Annotated in this window: 15 protein-coding genes and 1 pseudogene; 8 read left to right on the top strand and 8 right to left on the bottom strand. The window is 71.1% G+C overall.

What is annotated here, in order from left to right; translation table 11 throughout:
• Nucleotides 1–1,514, bottom strand: a 1,514-nt coding sequence (locus BZZ08_RS36340) for a streptophobe family protein (RefSeq protein ID WP_198601897.1), incomplete at its 3' end; no start/stop codon positions are given.
• A 240-nt stretch (nt 1,515–1,754) separates the two neighbouring features.
• On the opposite strand from BZZ08_RS36340, the gene BZZ08_RS36335 reads away from it, so the two are divergent.
• Nucleotides 1,755–4,337, top strand: a complete 2,583-nt coding sequence (locus tag BZZ08_RS36335) for an ABC transporter ATP-binding protein/permease (RefSeq protein WP_198601896.1) — start codon at nt 1,755–1,757, stop codon at nt 4,335–4,337.
• Between the two features lie 123 nt (nt 4,338–4,460).
• Here BZZ08_RS36335 and BZZ08_RS36330 read toward each other — a convergent pair whose 3' ends face one another.
• The 3 genes from BZZ08_RS36330 to BZZ08_RS36320 form a co-directional block, all read right to left on the bottom strand.
• Complete coding sequence (locus tag BZZ08_RS36330; RefSeq protein WP_104636432.1) at nt 4,461–5,180, bottom strand: transglycosylase SLT domain-containing protein; 720 nt, start codon at nt 5,178–5,180, stop codon at nt 4,461–4,463.
• 353 nt (nt 5,181–5,533) lie between these two features.
• Entirely contained in the window at nt 5,534–6,640 is a 1,107-nt protein-coding gene (locus BZZ08_RS36325; protein ID WP_104636431.1) for an S-adenosylmethionine:tRNA ribosyltransferase-isomerase, read from the bottom strand.
• Nucleotides 6,640–7,335, bottom strand: a complete 696-nt coding sequence (locus BZZ08_RS36320) for an SDR family NAD(P)-dependent oxidoreductase (RefSeq protein ID WP_104636430.1) — start codon at nt 7,333–7,335, stop codon at nt 6,640–6,642. The genes BZZ08_RS36325 and BZZ08_RS36320 overlap by 1 nt, the downstream gene beginning before the upstream one ends.
• 217 nt (nt 7,336–7,552) lie before the next feature.
• On the opposite strand from BZZ08_RS36320, the gene BZZ08_RS36315 reads away from it, so the two are divergent.
• From BZZ08_RS36315 to chpE, 3 genes are all read left to right on the top strand, one after another.
• Nucleotides 7,553–8,698 carry a GAF domain-containing sensor histidine kinase gene (locus BZZ08_RS36315; protein ID WP_104636429.1) on the top strand — a complete coding sequence of 382 codons (1,146 nt, stop codon included), beginning with the start codon at nt 7,553–7,555 and terminating at the stop codon, nt 8,696–8,698.
• Nucleotides 8,691–9,332 (top strand): response regulator, encoded by a 642-nt coding sequence (locus BZZ08_RS36310; protein ID WP_104636428.1) that lies wholly within the window; start codon nt 8,691–8,693, stop codon nt 9,330–9,332. The genes BZZ08_RS36315 and BZZ08_RS36310 overlap by 8 nt, the downstream gene beginning before the upstream one ends.
• Nucleotides 9,333–9,487: 155 nt before the next feature.
• A complete protein-coding gene (gene chpE, locus BZZ08_RS36305) occupies nt 9,488–9,736 on the top strand; it encodes a chaplin ChpE (protein ID WP_030184918.1) in 249 nt (82 codons plus the stop codon).
• A gap of 170 nt (nt 9,737–9,906) precedes the next feature.
• Here chpE and BZZ08_RS36300 read toward each other — a convergent pair whose 3' ends face one another.
• Nucleotides 9,907–10,689 (bottom strand): hypothetical protein, encoded by a 783-nt coding sequence (locus tag BZZ08_RS36300; protein ID WP_104636427.1) that lies wholly within the window; start codon nt 10,687–10,689, stop codon nt 9,907–9,909.
• Nucleotides 10,690–10,842: 153 nt separating this feature from the next.
• Between BZZ08_RS36300 and BZZ08_RS36295 the strand changes: the two are divergent.
• The 3 genes and pseudogenes from BZZ08_RS36295 to BZZ08_RS36285 form a co-directional block, all read left to right on the top strand.
• Nucleotides 10,843–11,373, top strand: a pseudogene (locus BZZ08_RS36295) (ABC transporter ATP-binding protein); the annotation flags it as partial.
• Nucleotides 11,374–11,694: 321 nt separating this feature from the next.
• Nucleotides 11,695–12,126 (top strand): NfeD family protein, encoded by a 432-nt coding sequence (locus tag BZZ08_RS36290; RefSeq protein WP_104636425.1) that lies wholly within the window; start codon nt 11,695–11,697, stop codon nt 12,124–12,126.
• 179 nt (nt 12,127–12,305) lie between these two features.
• Nucleotides 12,306–13,265 (top strand): SPFH domain-containing protein, encoded by a 960-nt coding sequence (locus BZZ08_RS36285; protein WP_104636424.1) that lies wholly within the window; start codon nt 12,306–12,308, stop codon nt 13,263–13,265.
• Nucleotides 13,266–13,404: 139 nt separating this feature from the next.
• Here the strand turns inward: BZZ08_RS36285 and BZZ08_RS36280 are convergent, their stop codons facing one another.
• The 3 genes from BZZ08_RS36280 to BZZ08_RS36270 all read right to left on the bottom strand — a co-directional run bounded on the left by BZZ08_RS36280 (nt 13,405) and on the right by BZZ08_RS36270 (nt 15,483).
• A complete protein-coding gene (locus tag BZZ08_RS36280; RefSeq protein WP_003977027.1) occupies nt 13,405–13,911 on the bottom strand; it encodes an HNH endonuclease in 507 nt (168 codons plus the stop codon).
• 199 nt (nt 13,912–14,110) lie between these two features.
• Nucleotides 14,111–14,650 (bottom strand): YbhB/YbcL family Raf kinase inhibitor-like protein, encoded by a 540-nt coding sequence (locus BZZ08_RS36275; RefSeq protein ID WP_104636423.1) that lies wholly within the window; start codon nt 14,648–14,650, stop codon nt 14,111–14,113.
• A 50-nt stretch (nt 14,651–14,700) separates the two neighbouring features.
• A complete protein-coding gene (locus BZZ08_RS36270) occupies nt 14,701–15,483 on the bottom strand; it encodes a sporulation protein (protein ID WP_104636422.1) in 783 nt (260 codons plus the stop codon).
• Between the two features lie 147 nt (nt 15,484–15,630).
• Between BZZ08_RS36270 and BZZ08_RS36265 the strand changes: the two genes are divergently transcribed.
• Nucleotides 15,631–16,272, top strand: a complete 642-nt coding sequence (locus BZZ08_RS36265) for a DNA-3-methyladenine glycosylase (protein ID WP_104636421.1) — start codon at nt 15,631–15,633, stop codon at nt 16,270–16,272.
• Nucleotides 16,273–16,670: the final 398 nt, after the last annotated feature.

Here is a 16,670-nt window from a genome sequence, read left to right as displayed (position 1 = left end):
GGATCGGGCGGCCGGTGCGGTGTACCCGGCCGGTACGGTCCCGAGGGCGAGCCCGCCCACGCCGGACCGCCCGCGTTCGCGTCCCCGCCCTCCGGCACCGCCCCGGCACCGCGTGCCAAGCCCGTCGCCCGGGTCCCCGCCGCCCCGCTCACCCGCGCCAGCAGCGCCCCGGCGGCTCCCGCACCCGCGCCCCAGGCGGCGCCCAGCAGCAGGGCCGCGCCGAGATGGCCGCGCAGGTCGATGCCCGCGCCGAAGGCGTCGATGCCGAGCACGGACAGGGAGGCGTCCACGGACACCTCGGTGAGGTGGGCCGGCAGCGGCAGTGTCACCGAGGTGGCGACGCCCAGCCGCAGCGCACAGCGCAGGGAGAAGACGAGTGGACGCGTGTCGTCGGGTCCCACCGGCGTCCGTACCGCCGTCAGCACGCCGGCCAGCAGCATCATCAGCGCCGCGGCCACCCCCAGCAGCCACACCCGCCCGTCCAGCTCCGCCAGCCGCGCCAGCGAGACCGGCCTCTCGGTGCCGGAGCCGAGCAGGTCGTCGAGGGGAGCCGGGAGCACCCCGACCAGCGCACCGGTGGCCCGCCCGTCCCACGGCACGAACAGGCCGATCGGGAGGCCGAGCCAGACCCCGTTCGGCGCGCCCAGCAGCGCGGCCCCCGCGATCCGCCGGGGGTGGTCGTCGCCGACCGCCGCCCAGGCCGCCGCCGCGAGCCCGGCCACCACCGCCGTCAACGCCACCGTGACCAGGGCGGACACCGCCGGCCGCACCACCCGGTGCACGGCCTCCCACCCGCGCGGCAGCGGAGTGCGGCGCGAGGCCAGCAACGCGATCAGCAGCACCCCCGCGCACCAGACGAGACCGCCCAGCACCGTCGGCGCGGTGTCGACGGTGAACCCGACGGCGGCCCGGGCGTCCACGAGGTCACCGATCCGGTCGGGCAGCAGTCCGCCGATGTCGCCCACGTCACCGAGCCCGGGAATCTCCAGCCCACCGCTGCCACCGCCGTCACCCCCGCCGGGCAGGTCGTCGAGCCCGAGCGAGGCGCCGTCGATCGTGACGACGTCGTGCCCCGCCCAGGCCAGTCCGCCCGTCATCGCCACGAACAGCGCGACCACCGAGCCCACGCGCGCGAGGAGTTCGGTGGGAGCGACGACGACTCCGGCCGCCCGCAGGGAGCGCAGGAAGAAGAACGCCAGGAACAGCGCTCCGACCAGGCCCACCCCCAGTGGCGTGATCTCGACGGCCGTGTGCGCCTGGGCCCCTTTCAGACCGAACGAGGACACCTCGCCGGCCGGTGTGACCGAACCGCCCGCCCCGAGCGCCACGACCGCCGCGGTCATCGGCCCGAGCGAACCCGCCGCGTCCGCGTCCAGCAGATGCAGGCCGAGCGCCGCCGTGCCCGCCATGCCGATCAACGCCCAGCTCACGGAGGCGATCGCGGACAGCAGCACGTCGCCCCACGGCACACGGGTGCCGTACCCCTCGGTTCCGGCGCTCGTGGACGCGTTCATGGCAGACCCCCCGATCCGCTGCGCGGTCAGGTTGCCGCGCATGTCCCCCTCGCGTGGAATACCACTCTCCGGGCAGGTTTCAACCCCGTCAACGGGTACGGCCGATGGGCGCCTACGCACTCTTCACAAGGCCCGACTTTCGGTCAGGGCCCCGAGCCTGAAATAGTTCCCCCCGATGTTCGACATCCCTAGACTCCCCGCGACGGGAGCACATCGGGGGACAACTCAGTGGGGCATGGAGTGCCGGAACTCGTACTGGAATCCAATGGACGGACCTGGACGCTCGATCCGTCCCGGTCATACGCGCTAGGACGCGATCCGCAGGGGGAGCTTGTTTTCGACGACGCCAGGGTCTCCTGGCGGCATGCCACGATCAGTTTCAACGGCCGCAGTTGGGTGGTCGAGGACCACGGCAGCACCAACGGCACGTTCGTGCACGGGCAGCGGGTCCAGCAGATGGAGCTCGGCGCCGGCACGGTGCTGAACCTCGGCAACGCGACCGACGGGCCGCGGGTGAGCCTGACCGGCGCCCAGGCCCCGGCCGGGACGCCGCGGTCCCAGCCGCAGCAGCAGCCGTACGCCGCACAGGGCGCGAACGCGGGCTGGGCGCAGCAGGCGCCGCCCGCGCAGGAGCCGTTCCAGCAGCAGGCGTCGCCCCAGCAGGCGTCGCCGCAGCACGGGCAGCAGCACCAGGCCCAGCAGGCCGGCTGGCAGCAGCAACAGCCACCGCAGCAGGCCGCGCCGCACTTCCCCCAGCAGCAGGGATCAGGCGGCGCGGCGGGGGCGCCACCGGTCTACGGGGACCGCAGCCCGACCACGTTCCACCAGTTCTCGCTCGGCCGCGTCATGCGCATCGGCCGTGCCCTGGAGAACGACCTGGTCGTCTCCGACCTCCAGGTCTCGCGCCACCACGCGGAGTTCCACTCGACGCCCGACGGGCGCATGGAGATCCGCGACCTCGGCTCGCACAACGGCACGTACGTCAACGGTCAGCCGATCGCCAAGGGCGGCTCCCAGCTGCTCGGCCCGGCCGACATCGTGGGTGTCGGCCACTCGACGTTCCAGATCGTCGGCGACCGGCTCGAGGAGTTCGTCGACACCGGTGAGGTCTCCTTCTCCGCCCGGCACCTGACCGTCACGGTCGACGGCGGCAAGCAGATCCTCAAGGACGTCTCCTTCGGCGTACCCGAGAAGTCGCTGATCGCCGTCATCGGCCCGTCCGGCTCCGGCAAGTCGACCCTGCTCAAGGCGCTCACCGGCTACCGGCCGGCCGACCAGGGCGAGGTCCTCTACGACAACCGGAACCTCTACAAGCAGTTCGCCGAGCTGCGCCAGCGCATCGGTCTGGTCCCGCAGGACGACATCCTGCACAAGGAGCTGACCGTCAAGAAGGCGCTCAAGTACGCGGCGAAGCTCCGCTTCCCGGCCGACACCACCGGTGCGGAGCGCAACGCCCGCATCGACGAGGTGCTGCGCGAGCTGAAGCTGGACATCCACAAGGACAAGAAGGTCACGTCCCTGTCCGGCGGACAGCGCAAGCGCGTGTCCGTCGCCCTGGAACTGCTCACCAAGCCGTCGCTGATCTTCCTGGACGAGCCGACCTCCGGCCTCGACCCGGGCATGGACCGTGACGTCATGCAACTGCTGCGCGGCCTCGCCGACGACGGCCGCACCGTCCTCGTCGTCACCCACTCGGTGGCCGAGCTGGCGACCTGCGACAAGCTGTTGGTGATGGCGCCGGGCGGTTCCGTGGCCTACTTCGGTCCGCCGGAGGAGGCGCTGAACTTCTTCGGCTACGACACCTGGGCCGACGTCTTCTCCGCCTTCGAGAACTACCGCGACTACGACTGGGCGGGCCGCTGGAAGGGCTCGCAGCACTACCAGATGTACGCCGCGGACCTCGACGCCGTCGCGCCGCAGTCCGTACAGGTGTCGCCGATGCAGGCGATGAAGCCGCCGAAACCGCAGGGCTGGATGTCCCAGTTCGTCACGCTGGTGCGGCGCTACGTGTCGGTGATCGCCTCCGACAAGGGCTTCCTGGCCCTGATGGTGATCCTGCCGGCGGTGCTGGGCGCGGTGAGCCTGCTCATCGACCCGGACAAGGGCCTGCTGCCCAACCCGGCGAACCCGCAGACCGGCCGGATCATCCCGAACGGCACCGCCACCACGGTCCTGCTGATCCTCGCGGTCGGCGCCTGCTTCGCCGGCGCCGCGAACTCGGTCCGTGAGCTGATCAAGGAACGGGTGATCTACGAGCGGGAGCGCGCGACCGGCCTGTCCCGGTCCGCGTACCTGATGTCCAAGGTCTTCGTGCTCGGCCTGATCACGGTGTTCCAAGGCCTGCTGGTCGGTGTGATCGGCTTCGCCACCCGCGAGATTCCCGACGAGGGGCTGGTCCTGGGCGGCGCGACGCTGGTCGAGCTGTCGCTGCCGATCATGGCGCTGGGCTTCGCCTCGATGATGTTCGGCCTGGTCATCTCCTCGCTGGTGAAGACCGCCGAGAAGACCATGCCGCTGCTGGTGATGTTCGCGATCATCCAGGTCGTCTTCACCGGCTGCCTCTTCGCCCTGAACGACGCGGTGGGCGTCAACCAGTTCTCGTACCTGATGCCCTCGCGCTGGGCGGTCGCCGCGGCCGGTGCCACGCTGGACTTCAACAAGGTCAGCCCGCCCGAGAAGGGCGCCGAGGCGGACCCGCTGTGGGAGCACACCGTGGGCGCCTGGGGCATGGACATGGCCGCGCTGATCGTCCTCGGCGTGATCTGCGGTTTCTTCGTCGCCCGCTTCCTGCGCCGGCACGAGCCCGAGGTCATGCGCAACTAGGCCGAGATTCGGCGGGCCGGAAGGCCCCCCGCACGCCCCGAAGGGCGGCACCCCGTCAGGAGGGTGCCGCCCTTCGGCGTACGGTTCGGCGTCGGCGACGTCGCGAAGAGGTCCGCGCCGACCTCAGTACGCGCTGTCGACGTTGTCCATGGTGCCGTACTTGTCCGCGGCGTAGTTGCACGCGGCGACGATGTTGGCGACCGGGTCGTAGATGTTCTTCGAGGTGCCGGGCACGTGGTAGGCCTTGAACGTCGGCGGGATGACCTGGAGCAGGCCCTTCGACGGGATGCCGTTGATGGCGTTGATGTCCCAGTCGTTGATGGCCTTCGGGTTGCCGGAGGACTCCCGCATGATGTTGCGGTGGATGCCCTCGTAGGTACCCGGGATGCCGTGCTTCTTCATGATGGCCCGGGCCTCGCGGATCCAGCCGTCGAGGTTGTCCGGGTAGGACTTCGGCGCGGCCTTCTTGACCTCGGTGCGCTTGGCGGACCGGCTGGTGGTCTCCTTCGCCGCACGCTTGGCGGCGGCCTTCTCGGCAGCGGCCTTCTTCGCGGCGGTCGCCTTCTTGGCGGCCGCCTCCTGCTTGGCCTCGATGGCGGCGGCCTTCTGGCTCGCGCCGGCGAGCTGGCCGGTGACACCGGCGTGCACGTCCTGGATCTGCTTGGTGCTGTACGCCACCTTGGCCGTCGGAGCGGCCTCGCTCGTGGTCGTCGTCTGACCGCTGGCCGGGACGGCGGTGAAGGCGACGGCGGCGGCGCCGAGCGTGCCGACACCGGCTATCGCGATCTTGTGCGTGCGGTTCAGGGAACGACTGCGACCACGGGGAAGGATGTTCTTGAGCATGGCGGGATAGACCTCTTCGAATAGCGCGGAGGTCGCTCTCGTCCGGTGGGGACAGTTGGTGCTTCCGGCACAAACGCCGCGGGGGAGAACCCACGGCGCTGAGCGACGAGTGCAATTCTTAGCGGCCGCAAAATCCGGAGGCAAAGGTGTGACGTACGATCCGAGATAGTGGATCAGGGAACGGCAAAGCGGGACAGATTGGACCATCTGCCCCGCTCAAAACGGACGAGTCGCTCTCCTACTCCCCTTCGTACGTGACGTGCGCCCTATGCGCGGGCTCACATCGCCCCCTCGTCATTCTCACTGCTAGTTGCTGAAGCAATGCAAAGTGTGAGTGGGTGTCCGTGGCCCTCCTACGGCAGGAGGAGATGGACGTCCCCGAACTCGTGCCACAGGTAGCGGCCCCGTACAGCCGCCTCGTACCCGCGGTCGATCGCGGCCCGCCCCGCCACCGCCTCCAGCATCAGCAGATGCGAGGCCTCCGGCTCGTGCAGCCCCGTCAGCAGGCCCTCCACCACCCGCACCCCGCGCTCCGGGGTCACCACCAGATCCGTCCACCCGGCCCGCGCCCGTACGACCCCGTCGGCCCCGGCCGCCGACTCCACCGCCCGCACAGCCGTCGTCCCCACCGCCACCACCCGCCCGTCACCGGCGCGCACGGCGTTGATCAGCCGCGCCGACGCCCGAGGCACCGCGAACCGCTCCGGATACGGCGGCTCGTGCGACTCCGCCGAGGCCACCCCCGTGTGCAGCGACACCGGCGCGAACTGCACCCCACGGCTCACCAGCTCCGTCACCAGCCGCGGCGTAAAGGGCCGTGCCGCGCTCGGCATCTCCGCACTGCCCGTCCCGTCCGCGGACGGCAGCGCGAACACCGTCTGGTAGACGGACAGCGGCTGGTCCCGCGCCGTGTAGGAGTACCGAATGGGCCGCCCGTGCTCCCCCAGCAGCGCGGGCACCTCCGCTCCCGACACCCGCGCCCACCACAACCGCTCCCCGCGCGCACTCAGCGGCTCCTCCAGCACCAGCCGCGCACCACCCGGCAGCCGCACCTTCGTCCCCGCCAAGCCACCGCACCCGCGCCCCTCCACTCCCCTTCCCTCCGCACGCGCGCGCGGGGCGCCCGTCACGTCCGTACGCGCGCGCGTGGTGCCCCGCCCGTCCGGTTCCCGCAGCTCCACCGCCCACCGGCCGTCGTCCCCGCGCGTGGAGAAGTGCACCACCACGCGCGCGTGCCCGACCCGGCCGTCCACCGCGGCGGCCAGCGTGGGCGAGGTGTTGACCACCAGCAGGTCACCGGCCCGCAGCAGCCCCGGCAGCTCCGCGAACGCGTGGTGCGACGCCTCGGTGCCGCGCGACACCAGCAGCCGTACGCCGTCCCGGTCGCGCCCCGGCTCCCGCTGCTCGACCGGCACCCGGGCCGACAGCTCCTCCGGGACCCGTACCGCCAGCGACGACATCAGCGCGCCTCCAGCAGCGCCGGAGCCCCGTAGCGCCCGCTCGCCGGACGCTCGTCCAGCAGCCGCAGCAGCGCCGGCACGACACTCGCAGGATCGGGCCGCGGATCGTCGTCGTCCGGCACGGCCGCCGTGTACAGGTCCGTGGCCATGTCGCCCGGATCGACCGCCCAGACCCGCAGCCCCGGCTCCTCGGCGCCCAGCACCGCCGCCAGCTGGTCCAGGGCCGCCTTGGACGCCCCGTAGCCGCCCCACGTCTCGTACGCCTCGGCGGCCGCGTCCGAGCTGATCGTCACCACCGTGCCCGCGGGAGCCGCCCGCAGCAGCGGCAGCGCCTCACGGACCAGGCCCAGCGCGGCCACCACGTTCACCTCCAGCGCCCGCCGCAGGCCCTCCAGGGGCAGCTCCGCCAGCCGCACCAGCGGCTCGGCGCCCAGCGCGCTCGCGTTGCTGACCAGCAGATCCACGCCGCCCAGCCGCCGGGCCTCGGTCACCAGCCCGGTCCGGTGCCAGGAGTCGGTGACGTCGCCGGACAACGCCGTCACGCGCGTGCCGTACGCTTCCAGCGCCGTCGCCGCCTCCTTCAGCACCTCGGGATTCCTGGCGTCCAGCACCAGGTCCCACCCCCGAGCCGCCAGGGCCTCGGCGAGCGCCCGGCCCAGCCCCCTGGACGCCCCCGTGATGATCGCAACCGGCATGACACCCGTCCCCTTCGTCGTCCCCGCCGTCCGTCCGGCCGGCGTGGTCCCAACGTAGGAACCCGGCCCCGGCGGTCACCTCCGGCACGGGTCCCGACCGGGGAGGGCCCTTCGCCCTAGGCCCGACGGACAGGACCCCGGACCTAGTCCCACCGCCCTAGGCGACGCCCGTCACCGGGCCGATCCCGCCCCCGGCCCTCGCGAGTACCTTGAGGACATGAGTCACGGCCCCCGGTCCGGCCTCACCGCGGTGAGCTCCGCGCTGCTGGCCATGAGCAGGCACCTCGAGGTGCGCGACGTCCTCAAGACGATCGTCGCCTCGGCCCGCGAGCTGCTCGACGCGCAGTACGCCGCCCTCGGCGTCCCCGACGACCACGGCGGTTTCGCCCAGTTCGTGGTCGACGGCGTCAGCGACGAGCAGTGGAAGGCCATCGGCCCCCTGCCGCGTCAGCACGGCATCCTCGCCGCGATGCTCCACGAGGCCACCCCCGAGCGCCTCGGCGACGTCCGCAAGGACCCCCGCTTCGGCGGCTGGCCCTCCGCCCACCCCGAACTGGTCGACTTCCTCGGCCTGCCGATCCGGGACGGCGACGAGGTGCTCGGGGCCCTGTTCCTGGCGAACAAGAACTGCCCCAAACCGACGGGTACCTGCGGCTTCACGCAGGACGACGAGGAACTGCTCGGCATCCTCGCCCAGCACGCCGCGATCGCCCTGACCAACGCGCGCCTGTACGAGCGCAGCCGCGAGCTGACCATCGCCGAGGAGCGCTCCCGCCTCGCCCACGAGCTGCACGACGCGGTGAGCCAGAAGCTGTTCTCGCTGCGCCTGACCGCCCAGGCCGCCACCGCCCTGGTCGACCGCGACCCCGCGCGGGCCAAGGGCGAGCTGCACCAGGTCGCCACGCTCGCCGCCGAGGCCGCCGACGAGCTGCGCGCCGCCGTCGTCGAGCTGCGCCCCGCCGCGCTGGAGGAGGACGGCCTCGTCGCCACCCTGCGCACCCAGATCCAGGTCCTCGACCGCGCCCACACCGCGCGCGTGACCTTCACCGGCCACGGCGTCAAGGCCCTGCCCGCCGCCCAGGAGGAGGCGATGCTGCGCGTGGCCCAGGAGGCACTGCACAACGCCCTGCGCCACTCCGGGGCGGAGCACGTCCGGGTGACCCTGCACCGGCGGGGCACCGGAACCGTCCTGCGGATCACCGACGACGGCGGCGGTTTCGACCCGCGCACGGTGCGCCGCGCCGGACGCCATCTCGGCCTGGTCTCGATGCGGGACCGGGCGAGCGGCACCGGCGGCCGGCTGACCGTGCGGTCCGCGCCCGGCGAGGGCACCACGATCGAGATGGAGGTTCCCGGTGGCTGAGGCGATCAAGGTGCTGCTCGTCGACGACCATCAGGTGGTCCGCCGGGGACTGCGCACCTTCCTGGAGGTACAGGACGACATCGAGGTGGTCGGCGAGGCCGCGGACGGCGCCGCGGGCGTCGACCGCGCCCAGGAGCTGAAACCCGACGTGATCCTCATGGACGTCAAGATGCCGGGCATGGACGGCGTCGAGGCGCTGCGCAGGCTCCGGGAACTGGACAACCACGCGCGCGTGCTGATCGTCACCAGCTTCACCGAGCAGCGCACCGTGGTCCCGGCCCTGCGCGCGGGCGCGGCCGGGTACGTGTACAAGGACGTCGACCCCGACGCGCTGGCCGGTGCCATCCGCTCCGTACACGCCGGCCACATCCTGCTCCAGCCCGAGATCGCCGGCGCCCTCCTGAGCCAGGAGGAGAGCAGCCCCGGGCCCGGCCGGGCCGGGTCCCTCACGGAGCGGGAACGCGAGGTGCTGGGCCTGATAGCGGACGGCCGCTCCAACCGGGAGATCGCGCGTGCGCTGGTCCTCTCGGAGAAGACGGTGAAGACCCACGTCTCGAACATCCTGATGAAACTCGACCTCGCGGACCGCACCCAGGCCGCCCTGTGGGCCGTACGCCACGGCGTGGCGGGCTGACCCGGTACGCGGCGGCACGGCGGAGGGTTCCCCTCCGGTCGGAGATTCATACCGTCGTGGGAATGTCCCCCATATGGCGCATCCTTCGAGGGGTCCGGCCGTTCTTCAGTGCGCACCACGGCGACTGCCGCGGTGATCGCAAGGAGGGCTTGTAAGTGAAGAACCTGAAGAAGGCAGCGGCCGTGACGATGGTGGCCGGCGGCCTGATCGCCGCCGGTGCGGGCATGGCCTCCGCCACCGACGGCGGCTCCCACGCCCACGGCGAGGCCATCGGCTCCCCGGGCGTCGCCTCCGGCAACCTGGTCCAGGCGCCGATCCACATCCCGGTCAACGCCGTCGGCAACAGCGTCAACGTCATCGGCGTCCTCAACCCGGCCTTCGGCAACCTCGGCGTCAACCACTGACCCCAGTCGCCAACGATGCCTGCGGCCTCCCGGGACTCCTGGGAGGCCGCATCGGCATCAACCAGCCCGTCCGGCTCTTGAGGACGAGGCCGGGTCAGGGCCGAAGGCGGGCTCTGGGGGCGCAGCCCCCGGGCGGTCGCAGCAGCACGGAGCCTCAGCCGGAGAAACGGTCACCGCATCCCCCGCTCCACCACGACGGAGTTGTACGCCGCGACCTGCGCCCGCCGAGCCACTCGCTCCACCGGCCGCAACGCCTCCCCCCGCGCGGCCATCTCGGACGCGCTCACCGCACCCCCGTGCCCGTTCTCGGACGCCAGCGACACCAGCATCCCCACCCGCTGCGCCAGCTCCAGCACCCGCACCGCCCGCGGCGGATACCCCGGCGCCAGCACCTCCCGCCCCCGCTCCGCCCGCGCGCGATAGGCCGCGACCGCGGCCTCCGCCACCGGCCCCGACCCGGCGACGTCGAGCCGCGTCAGCAGCTCGGTCGCGTCCCGCAACGCCTCCGCCAGCTCCCGCTCCGCCTCCCCGAGCGAGGGCACGTCCGCCGGCGGCGCCTCCCGCACCGGCAGGCAGTGCCACACGACCTCGACATGCACGTCACCCTCGGGCCCCGCCTCGTACACCTCCGGCACCAGCCCCAGCGCGGCCCCCTCGCAGATCACCGCCTCCTCGGCCTCCAGCGCCCGGGCGTTGAACTCCGGCGGCCCGCTCAGCCCCAGCGGATGCCCCGGCGCGGGCAGCGCGACCCGCAACCCGGACGCCCCGAGCGCCCGCAGCCGCCCCAGCGCCAGGGTGAGACCGACCGGGGCGTCTTCACCCGGCAGCCCCTCCACCCGGTGCACCGCGTCCTCGCCCACGACCGCGACCGCGGCGTCGTCCGGCGAGACCATATGGGCAATAAGGGCATTTCCCCAGGCGGCAAGGCGCCCTGCGCGTGGTTCCGAGAGCATCCCCCCACCCTAAGGACCGGACCGATGGAACGGTGCGGCCGACCGGTGGCGTAGATTTCCTGGAGGGGCCTGCGCCCACCGGCGCCGCGGCCCGAGTCACAGGTGTACGCGACAGCCGAGACCGGCCACAATGCAAGGGGAGACAACGCGCTCATGAGCGATGTTCTGGAGCTTCAGGACGTATCCGTGGTCCGCGAGGGCCGGGCTCTGGTGGACCAGGTCTCCTGGTCGGTCAAGGAGGGCGAGCGCTGGGTCATCCTCGGCCCCAACGGCGCCGGCAAGACCACCCTCCTCAACGTCGCGTCCAGCTACCTCTACCCGAGCACCGGCACCGCCACCATCCTCGGCGAGACCCTCGGCAAGCCCGGCACCGACGTCTTCGAGCTGCGCCCGCGCATCGGCGTCGCCGGCATCGCCATGGCCGACAAGCTGCCCAAGCGCCAGACCGTCCTGCAGACCGTGCTCACCGCCGCGTACGGCATGACCGCCGGCTGGCAGGAGGAGTACGAGGACATCGACGAGCAGCGCGCCCGCGCGTTCCTCGACCGCCTCGGCATGACCGAGTACCTCGACCGCAGGTTCGGCACCCTCTCCGAGGGCGAGCGCAAGCGCACGCTGATCGCCCGCGCCCTGATGACCGACCCCGAGCTGCTGCTCCTCGACGAGCCGGCCGCCGGCCTCGACCTCGGCGGCCGCGAGGACCTCGTCCGCCGCCTCGGCCGGCTCGCCCGCGACCCCATCGCGCCCTCCATGATCATGGTGACCCACCACGTCGAGGAGATCGCCCCGGGCTTCACCCACGTCCTGATGATCCGTCAGGGCCAGGTCCTGGCCGCCGGACCGCTGGAACTCGAACTCACCTCCCGCAACCTGTCCCGGTGCTTCGGACTCCCGCTCATCGTCGAGCAGGCCGGGGACCGGTGGACCGCGAAGGGGCTCCCGCTGTCCTGACCCGCCCCCCGTGCGCCCTGTCCCCGGTGGTCCCAACGGACCTACCATGACAGCGTGAACGACATCGACGCATGGGTGTGGTGGCTCGTCGCCGCGGCAGCGCTCGGAATCCCGCTCGTCGTGACCGCGATGCCGGAGTTCGGGATGTTCGCCGTCGGCGCGGTCGCCGCGGCCGTCGCCTCCGGACTGGGCGCGGACCTCGTCGTCCAGGTACTCGTCTTCGTCCTCGTCTCGGTCGCCCTCATCGCCGTCGTCCGGCCGATCGCCGCCCGACACCGCTCCCAACAGCCACAACTGGCCACGGGAGTGGACGCCCTGAGAGGCAGACAGGCCGTCGTGACGGAGCGGGTGGACGGCTCGGGCGGCCGGATCAAACTGGCCGGGGAGATCTGGTCGGCACGGGCCCTGGACACCGGGCGTGCCTTCGAGCCCGGCGAGGAAGTGGACGTCGTGGAGATCGACGGGGCCACGGCCGTCATCATGTGACCTGGTCGTGCACAAGTGGCCCGAACGTCCCCCGCGTCGTACGACGGTCTGACAGACTCGACCAGCAAGATCCTCAACAGCCGTAAGATCAGCAGTAGTCAGGGTCAGCCAGGCCCAACGGGACCTGGTCAAAAGGATCTGCCGGAGCGCCGAGGCGGAGAAGGGGACGGACACCCACGATGGAACCGGTCATCATCGTCCTGATCATCCTGGTGGTGTTGGTCTTCATCGCCCTGATCAAGACCATCCAGGTCATTCCACAGGCCAGCGCCGCCATCGTCGAGCGCTTCGGCCGCTACACGCGGACACTCAACGCGGGCCTCAACATCGTGGTCCCGTTCATCGACACCATCCGCAACCGCATCGACCTGCGTGAACAGGTCGTCCCCTTCCCGCCGCAGCCGGTCATCACCCAGGACAACCTGGTCGTCAACATCGACACCGTCATCTACTACCAGGTGACCGACGCCCGCGCCGCGACCTACGAGGTCGCCAGCTACATCCAGGCGATCGAGCAGCTCACCGTCACCACCCTGCGCAACATCATCGGCGGCATGGACCTGGAGCGGACCCTGACCTCCCGCGAGGAGATCAACGCGGCGCTGCGCGGCGTCCTCGACGAGGCCACCGGCAAGTGGGGCATCCGCGTCAACCGCGTCGAGCTCAAGGCCATCGAACCGCCCACCTCCATCCAGGACTCGATGGAGAAGCAGATGCGCGCCGACCGCGACAAGCGCGCCGCGATCCTCCAGGCCGAAGGTGTCCGGCAGTCCGAGATCCTGCGCGCCGAGGGCGAGAAGCAGTCCCAGATCCTGCGCGCCGAGGGCGAGGCCAAGGCCGCCGCACTGCGCGCCGAGGGCGAGGCCCAGGCCGTCCGCACGGTCTTCGAGGCCATCCACGCCGGCGACCCGGACCAGAAGCTGCTCTCCTACCAGTACCTCCAGATGCTCCCCAAGATCGCCGAGGGCGACGCCAACAAGCTCTGGATCGTCCCCAGCGAAATCGGCGACGCCCTCAAGGGCCTCTCCGGCGCCATGGGCAACCTCAGCGGCCTGGGCGGCGGCTCGGGCAGCGGAGGCGGCAACGGCGGCGCGAGCGTCCCGCCCCAGGAACGCCGCGAGAAGCCGACGATCGACTGACGGTTCCTGTGAACGTCGGGAAGTCCCTACGCCCCTAGGGGCGTAGGGCGGTATCGATGTGCGGCTCCGCCGCGTGGGCGCGACCAGCCACGGACGGCCCGCGCCCGGCGACAAGACCCCAGCCCCGACGGCGCGGCCGTCACGCCGCGTCCAACACCAGCCACTCCGGCAACGCCGCGAAGTCGTCCCTGGCCAGCGCCAGCAACATCGCATCCGCGGGAGTCGGCTCGAACGGCTTCCGCAGCAACGGCATCCCCGCCTGCTCCGGCGTCCGGTTCGCCTTGCGGTGATTGTCCTCCGCACAGGAGGCCACCGTGTTCAGCCACGTGTCCTGCCCGCCGTGCGACCGCGGCACCACGTGGTCCACGGTCGTCGCCCGCCGCCCGCAGTACGCGCACCGGTGCCGGTCCCGGACCAGCACCCCCCGCCGCGACCACGGTGCGCGTCTTCGGAACGGCACCCGTACGTATTGGCACAGCCTGATCACCCGTGGCGCGGGTATGTCCAGCGCGGCTCCGCGCATCCGCAGCGAGGGGTGGGCCTGCTCGACGACGGCCTTGTCCTGCAGCACCAGCACGACGGCTCGATTCAGCGTCACCGTCGACAACGGCTCGAAGCTCGCGTTCAGCACCAGCGTGTCCCGCATCACAGCCCACCTCCCGTGCGCACCGGCCCACCCCCTGGCGGGCTGGAACAACTCTGGCCGGGCACGCCGGGATGGACAACGCAATATCTGCTGCTCCGACGAGGGACGCGCCCCCGCCACCCCCCGGCAACAAAAATGCCCGCCCCTGATCCATTCCAAGACCGGGGGCGGGCAAACGTTCCATGAACGCTCGGAACACTCAGCTGTCCGCCGGCACCTCGTACTCACCGATGAGCTGGGCCCGCGCGAGCGTGTGGAACCGCAGGTTGAAACCCACGAACGCCGGAGTGCCGTCCGCATCCGGCCCGAGCTTCTCCTGGTCCACGGCGTACACCGTGAACACGTACCGGTGCGGGCCGTCCCCGGCCGGCGGCGCGGCACCGCCGAAGTCCTTGGTGCCGTAGTCGTTGCGCGCCTGTACGGCACCCTGGGGCAGCCCCTCGAACGCGCCGTTGCCCGCGCCCGCCGGCAGCTCGGTCACCGAGGCCGGGATGTCGAACACCACCCAGTGCCAGAACCCGCTGCCCGTCGGGGCGTCCGGGTCGTAGCACGTCACGGCGAAACTCTTGGTCTCGGCGGGGAAACCCTCCCACCGCAGGTGCGGTGAGGTGTTGCCGGCGGAGTAGACCTGGTCGTCCTTGAGCGACCCGCCCTCCGGAACGTCCTCACTCGTGACGGTGAACGACGGCACGGGCGGGTGGAAGTCATGGGGGAGCGGACGCCGCTTCAGCTCGGTCACCTCGGTACCTCCTGAATGGTCTGGTGCAGAGATGACCGAGCCTAGATCTTCTAGAACCAGTTGCGCTTGCTGCCGACCTCGGAGAGCCACTGGTTGAGGTACGCCGTCCAGTCGGTGCCCTGGTAGTCGTTCAGCCCGACCTTGAAGGAACGGAACGTGTCGCTGCCCTCGCTGAACAGACCGGGCTTCTTGTCCATCTCCAGCACGACGTCCATCGCCTGTGCGTCGGCCACGAAGCTCAGCTCGACCTGGTTCAGCCCGCGGTACTGCTGCGGCGGGAAGAACTCGATCTCCTGGTAGAAGGGCAGCTGCTGCCGCGTCCCCCGGATGTGGCCGCGCTCCATGTCCGCGCTCTTGAAGCGGAAGCCCAGACCGATGAACGCGTCCAGGATCGCCTTCTGCGCCGGCAGCGGGTGCACGTTGATCGGGTCCAGGTCACCGGAGTCCACGGCGCGCGCGATCTCCAGCTCCGTGGTGACGCCGATGTTCATCCCGCGCAGCGACTGCCCGTCGATCATGGTGATCGGCGTCTCCCACGGGATCTCCAGACCGAACGGCACCGCGTGCACCGCACCGGCCTTCAGCTGGAAGGCGCCACCGAGCCGCACCTTGGTGAACTCGACGTCCTGCTTGTACTCCTGGTCGCCGCTCTCCACCTCGACCTTGGCCTGGAGCCCGACCGACAGCCCTTCGATCTCCTGGTCGACGGACCCTCCCTGGATCCGCACCTCGCCCTGGACGACACCCCCCGGTACGACGTTGACCTCGCTCAGCACGGTCTCAACCGAAGCCCCGCCGGCCCCCAGGCTCGCGAGCAGCTTCTTGAACGCCATGTCTCTCCCTCTCCAGGCTTACGTGTGAATCCCTCGATCCCTACAAACGCGATCCGGCCGTGGCCGGTTCCGCGCCCCACACCCTGGCAAGGCGGACGCTCCCCGACCACCCCGCGTACGGTCCCGGCTGCGTTACGCTCGGACGGCATGATCGCGAGCCCCGACCGTACGCCCCTGCCCAGGGATTTCTTCGACCGCCCCATTCTCGAGGTGGCCCCCGACCTCCTGGGCCGCGTCCTGGTGCGCAGCACCCCCGACGGCCCGATCGCCCTCCGGCTGACGGAGGTGGAGGCCTACGACGGTCAGAACGACCCCGGCTCCCACGCCTACCGCGGTCGCACCCCCCGCAACGACGTGATGTTCGGTCCTCCCGGACACGTGTACGTCTACTTCACCTACGGCATGTGGTTCTGCATGAACCTGGTGTGCGGTCCCGAGGGCAGGGCGAGCGCGGTCCTGCTCCGCGCCGGCGAGATCATCGAGGGCGCCGAGCTGGCCCGGACCCGTCGGCAATCCGCCCGCAACGACAAGGAACTGGCCAAAGGCCCGGCCCGCCTCGCCACCGCCCTGGGCGTGGACCGCGCCCTGAACGGCACGGACGCGTGCACGACCGAGGACACTCCGCTGCGCATCCTGACCGGCGCCCCCGTCCCCGGTGACCAGGTACGCAACGGGCCCAGGACCGGTGTGGCCGGCGAAGGCGGCGTGCACCCCTGGCGCTACTGGGTCGCCGACGACCCGACGGTCAGCCCGTACCGGGCGCATGTCCCCAGGAAGCGCCGAAGTTGACTCCCCTTGGGCAGACGCGTAATGTAGCCCGAGCCGCTTGACCGGGTAGGGCAATCGCCTGCAACCGGAAGCGGCCAACCCACTACCTACGACTTCCCTCAGCGGGAGCGAATTCGGCATGTCCGCATGCCTGAATTCACACTCGCGGGACTCGATTATGAGCCCACGGAGAAATCGGCTAACGTAGTGAATGTCGAAAGGCCGACGAGTGAAAGCCCGAACGCATTCGACAAACCCCGCCGACCGGGAATCGGATCGAAAAGGATCTGATAGAGTCGGAAACGCAAGACCGAAGGGAAGCGCCCGGAGGAAAGCCCGAGAGGGTGAGTACAAAGGAAGCGTCCGTTCCTTGAGAACTCAACAGCGTGCCAAAAGTCAACGCCAGATATGTTGATACC

The sequence above is a fragment of the Streptomyces sp. MH60 genome (genome assembly GCF_002939385.1).
GTDB lineage: Bacteria > Actinomycetota > Actinomycetes > Streptomycetales > Streptomycetaceae > Streptomyces.
Note: the sequence above shows the minus strand (reverse complement) of the source record. Positions and strands in the feature narration are given on the sequence as shown.

What these genes read in the sequence shown, in the direction of transcription:
- BZZ08_RS36330 (WP_104636432.1), bottom strand. Translation starts at nt 5,180, where the DNA reads ATGCTCAAGAACATCCTTCCCCGTGGTCGCAGTCGTTCCCTGAACCGC.
- BZZ08_RS36325 (WP_104636431.1), bottom strand. Translation starts at nt 6,640, where the DNA reads ATGTCGTCGCTGGCGGTACGGGTCCCGGAGGAGCTGTCGGCCCGGGTG.
- BZZ08_RS36320 (WP_104636430.1), bottom strand. Translation starts at nt 7,335, where the DNA reads ATGCCGGTTGCGATCATCACGGGGGCGTCCAGGGGGCTGGGCCGGGCG.
- BZZ08_RS36315 (WP_104636429.1), top strand. Translation starts at nt 7,553, where the DNA reads ATGAGTCACGGCCCCCGGTCCGGCCTCACCGCGGTGAGCTCCGCGCTG.
- BZZ08_RS36300 (WP_104636427.1), bottom strand. Translation starts at nt 10,689, where the DNA reads ATGCTCTCGGAACCACGCGCAGGGCGCCTTGCCGCCTGGGGAAATGCC.
- BZZ08_RS36285 (WP_104636424.1), top strand. Translation starts at nt 12,306, where the DNA reads ATGGAACCGGTCATCATCGTCCTGATCATCCTGGTGGTGTTGGTCTTC.
- BZZ08_RS36280 (WP_003977027.1), bottom strand. Translation starts at nt 13,911, where the DNA reads ATGCGGGACACGCTGGTGCTGAACGCGAGCTTCGAGCCGTTGTCGACG.
- BZZ08_RS36270 (WP_104636422.1), bottom strand. Translation starts at nt 15,483, where the DNA reads ATGGCGTTCAAGAAGCTGCTCGCGAGCCTGGGGGCCGGCGGGGCTTCG.
- BZZ08_RS36265 (WP_104636421.1), top strand. Translation starts at nt 15,631, where the DNA reads ATGATCGCGAGCCCCGACCGTACGCCCCTGCCCAGGGATTTCTTCGAC.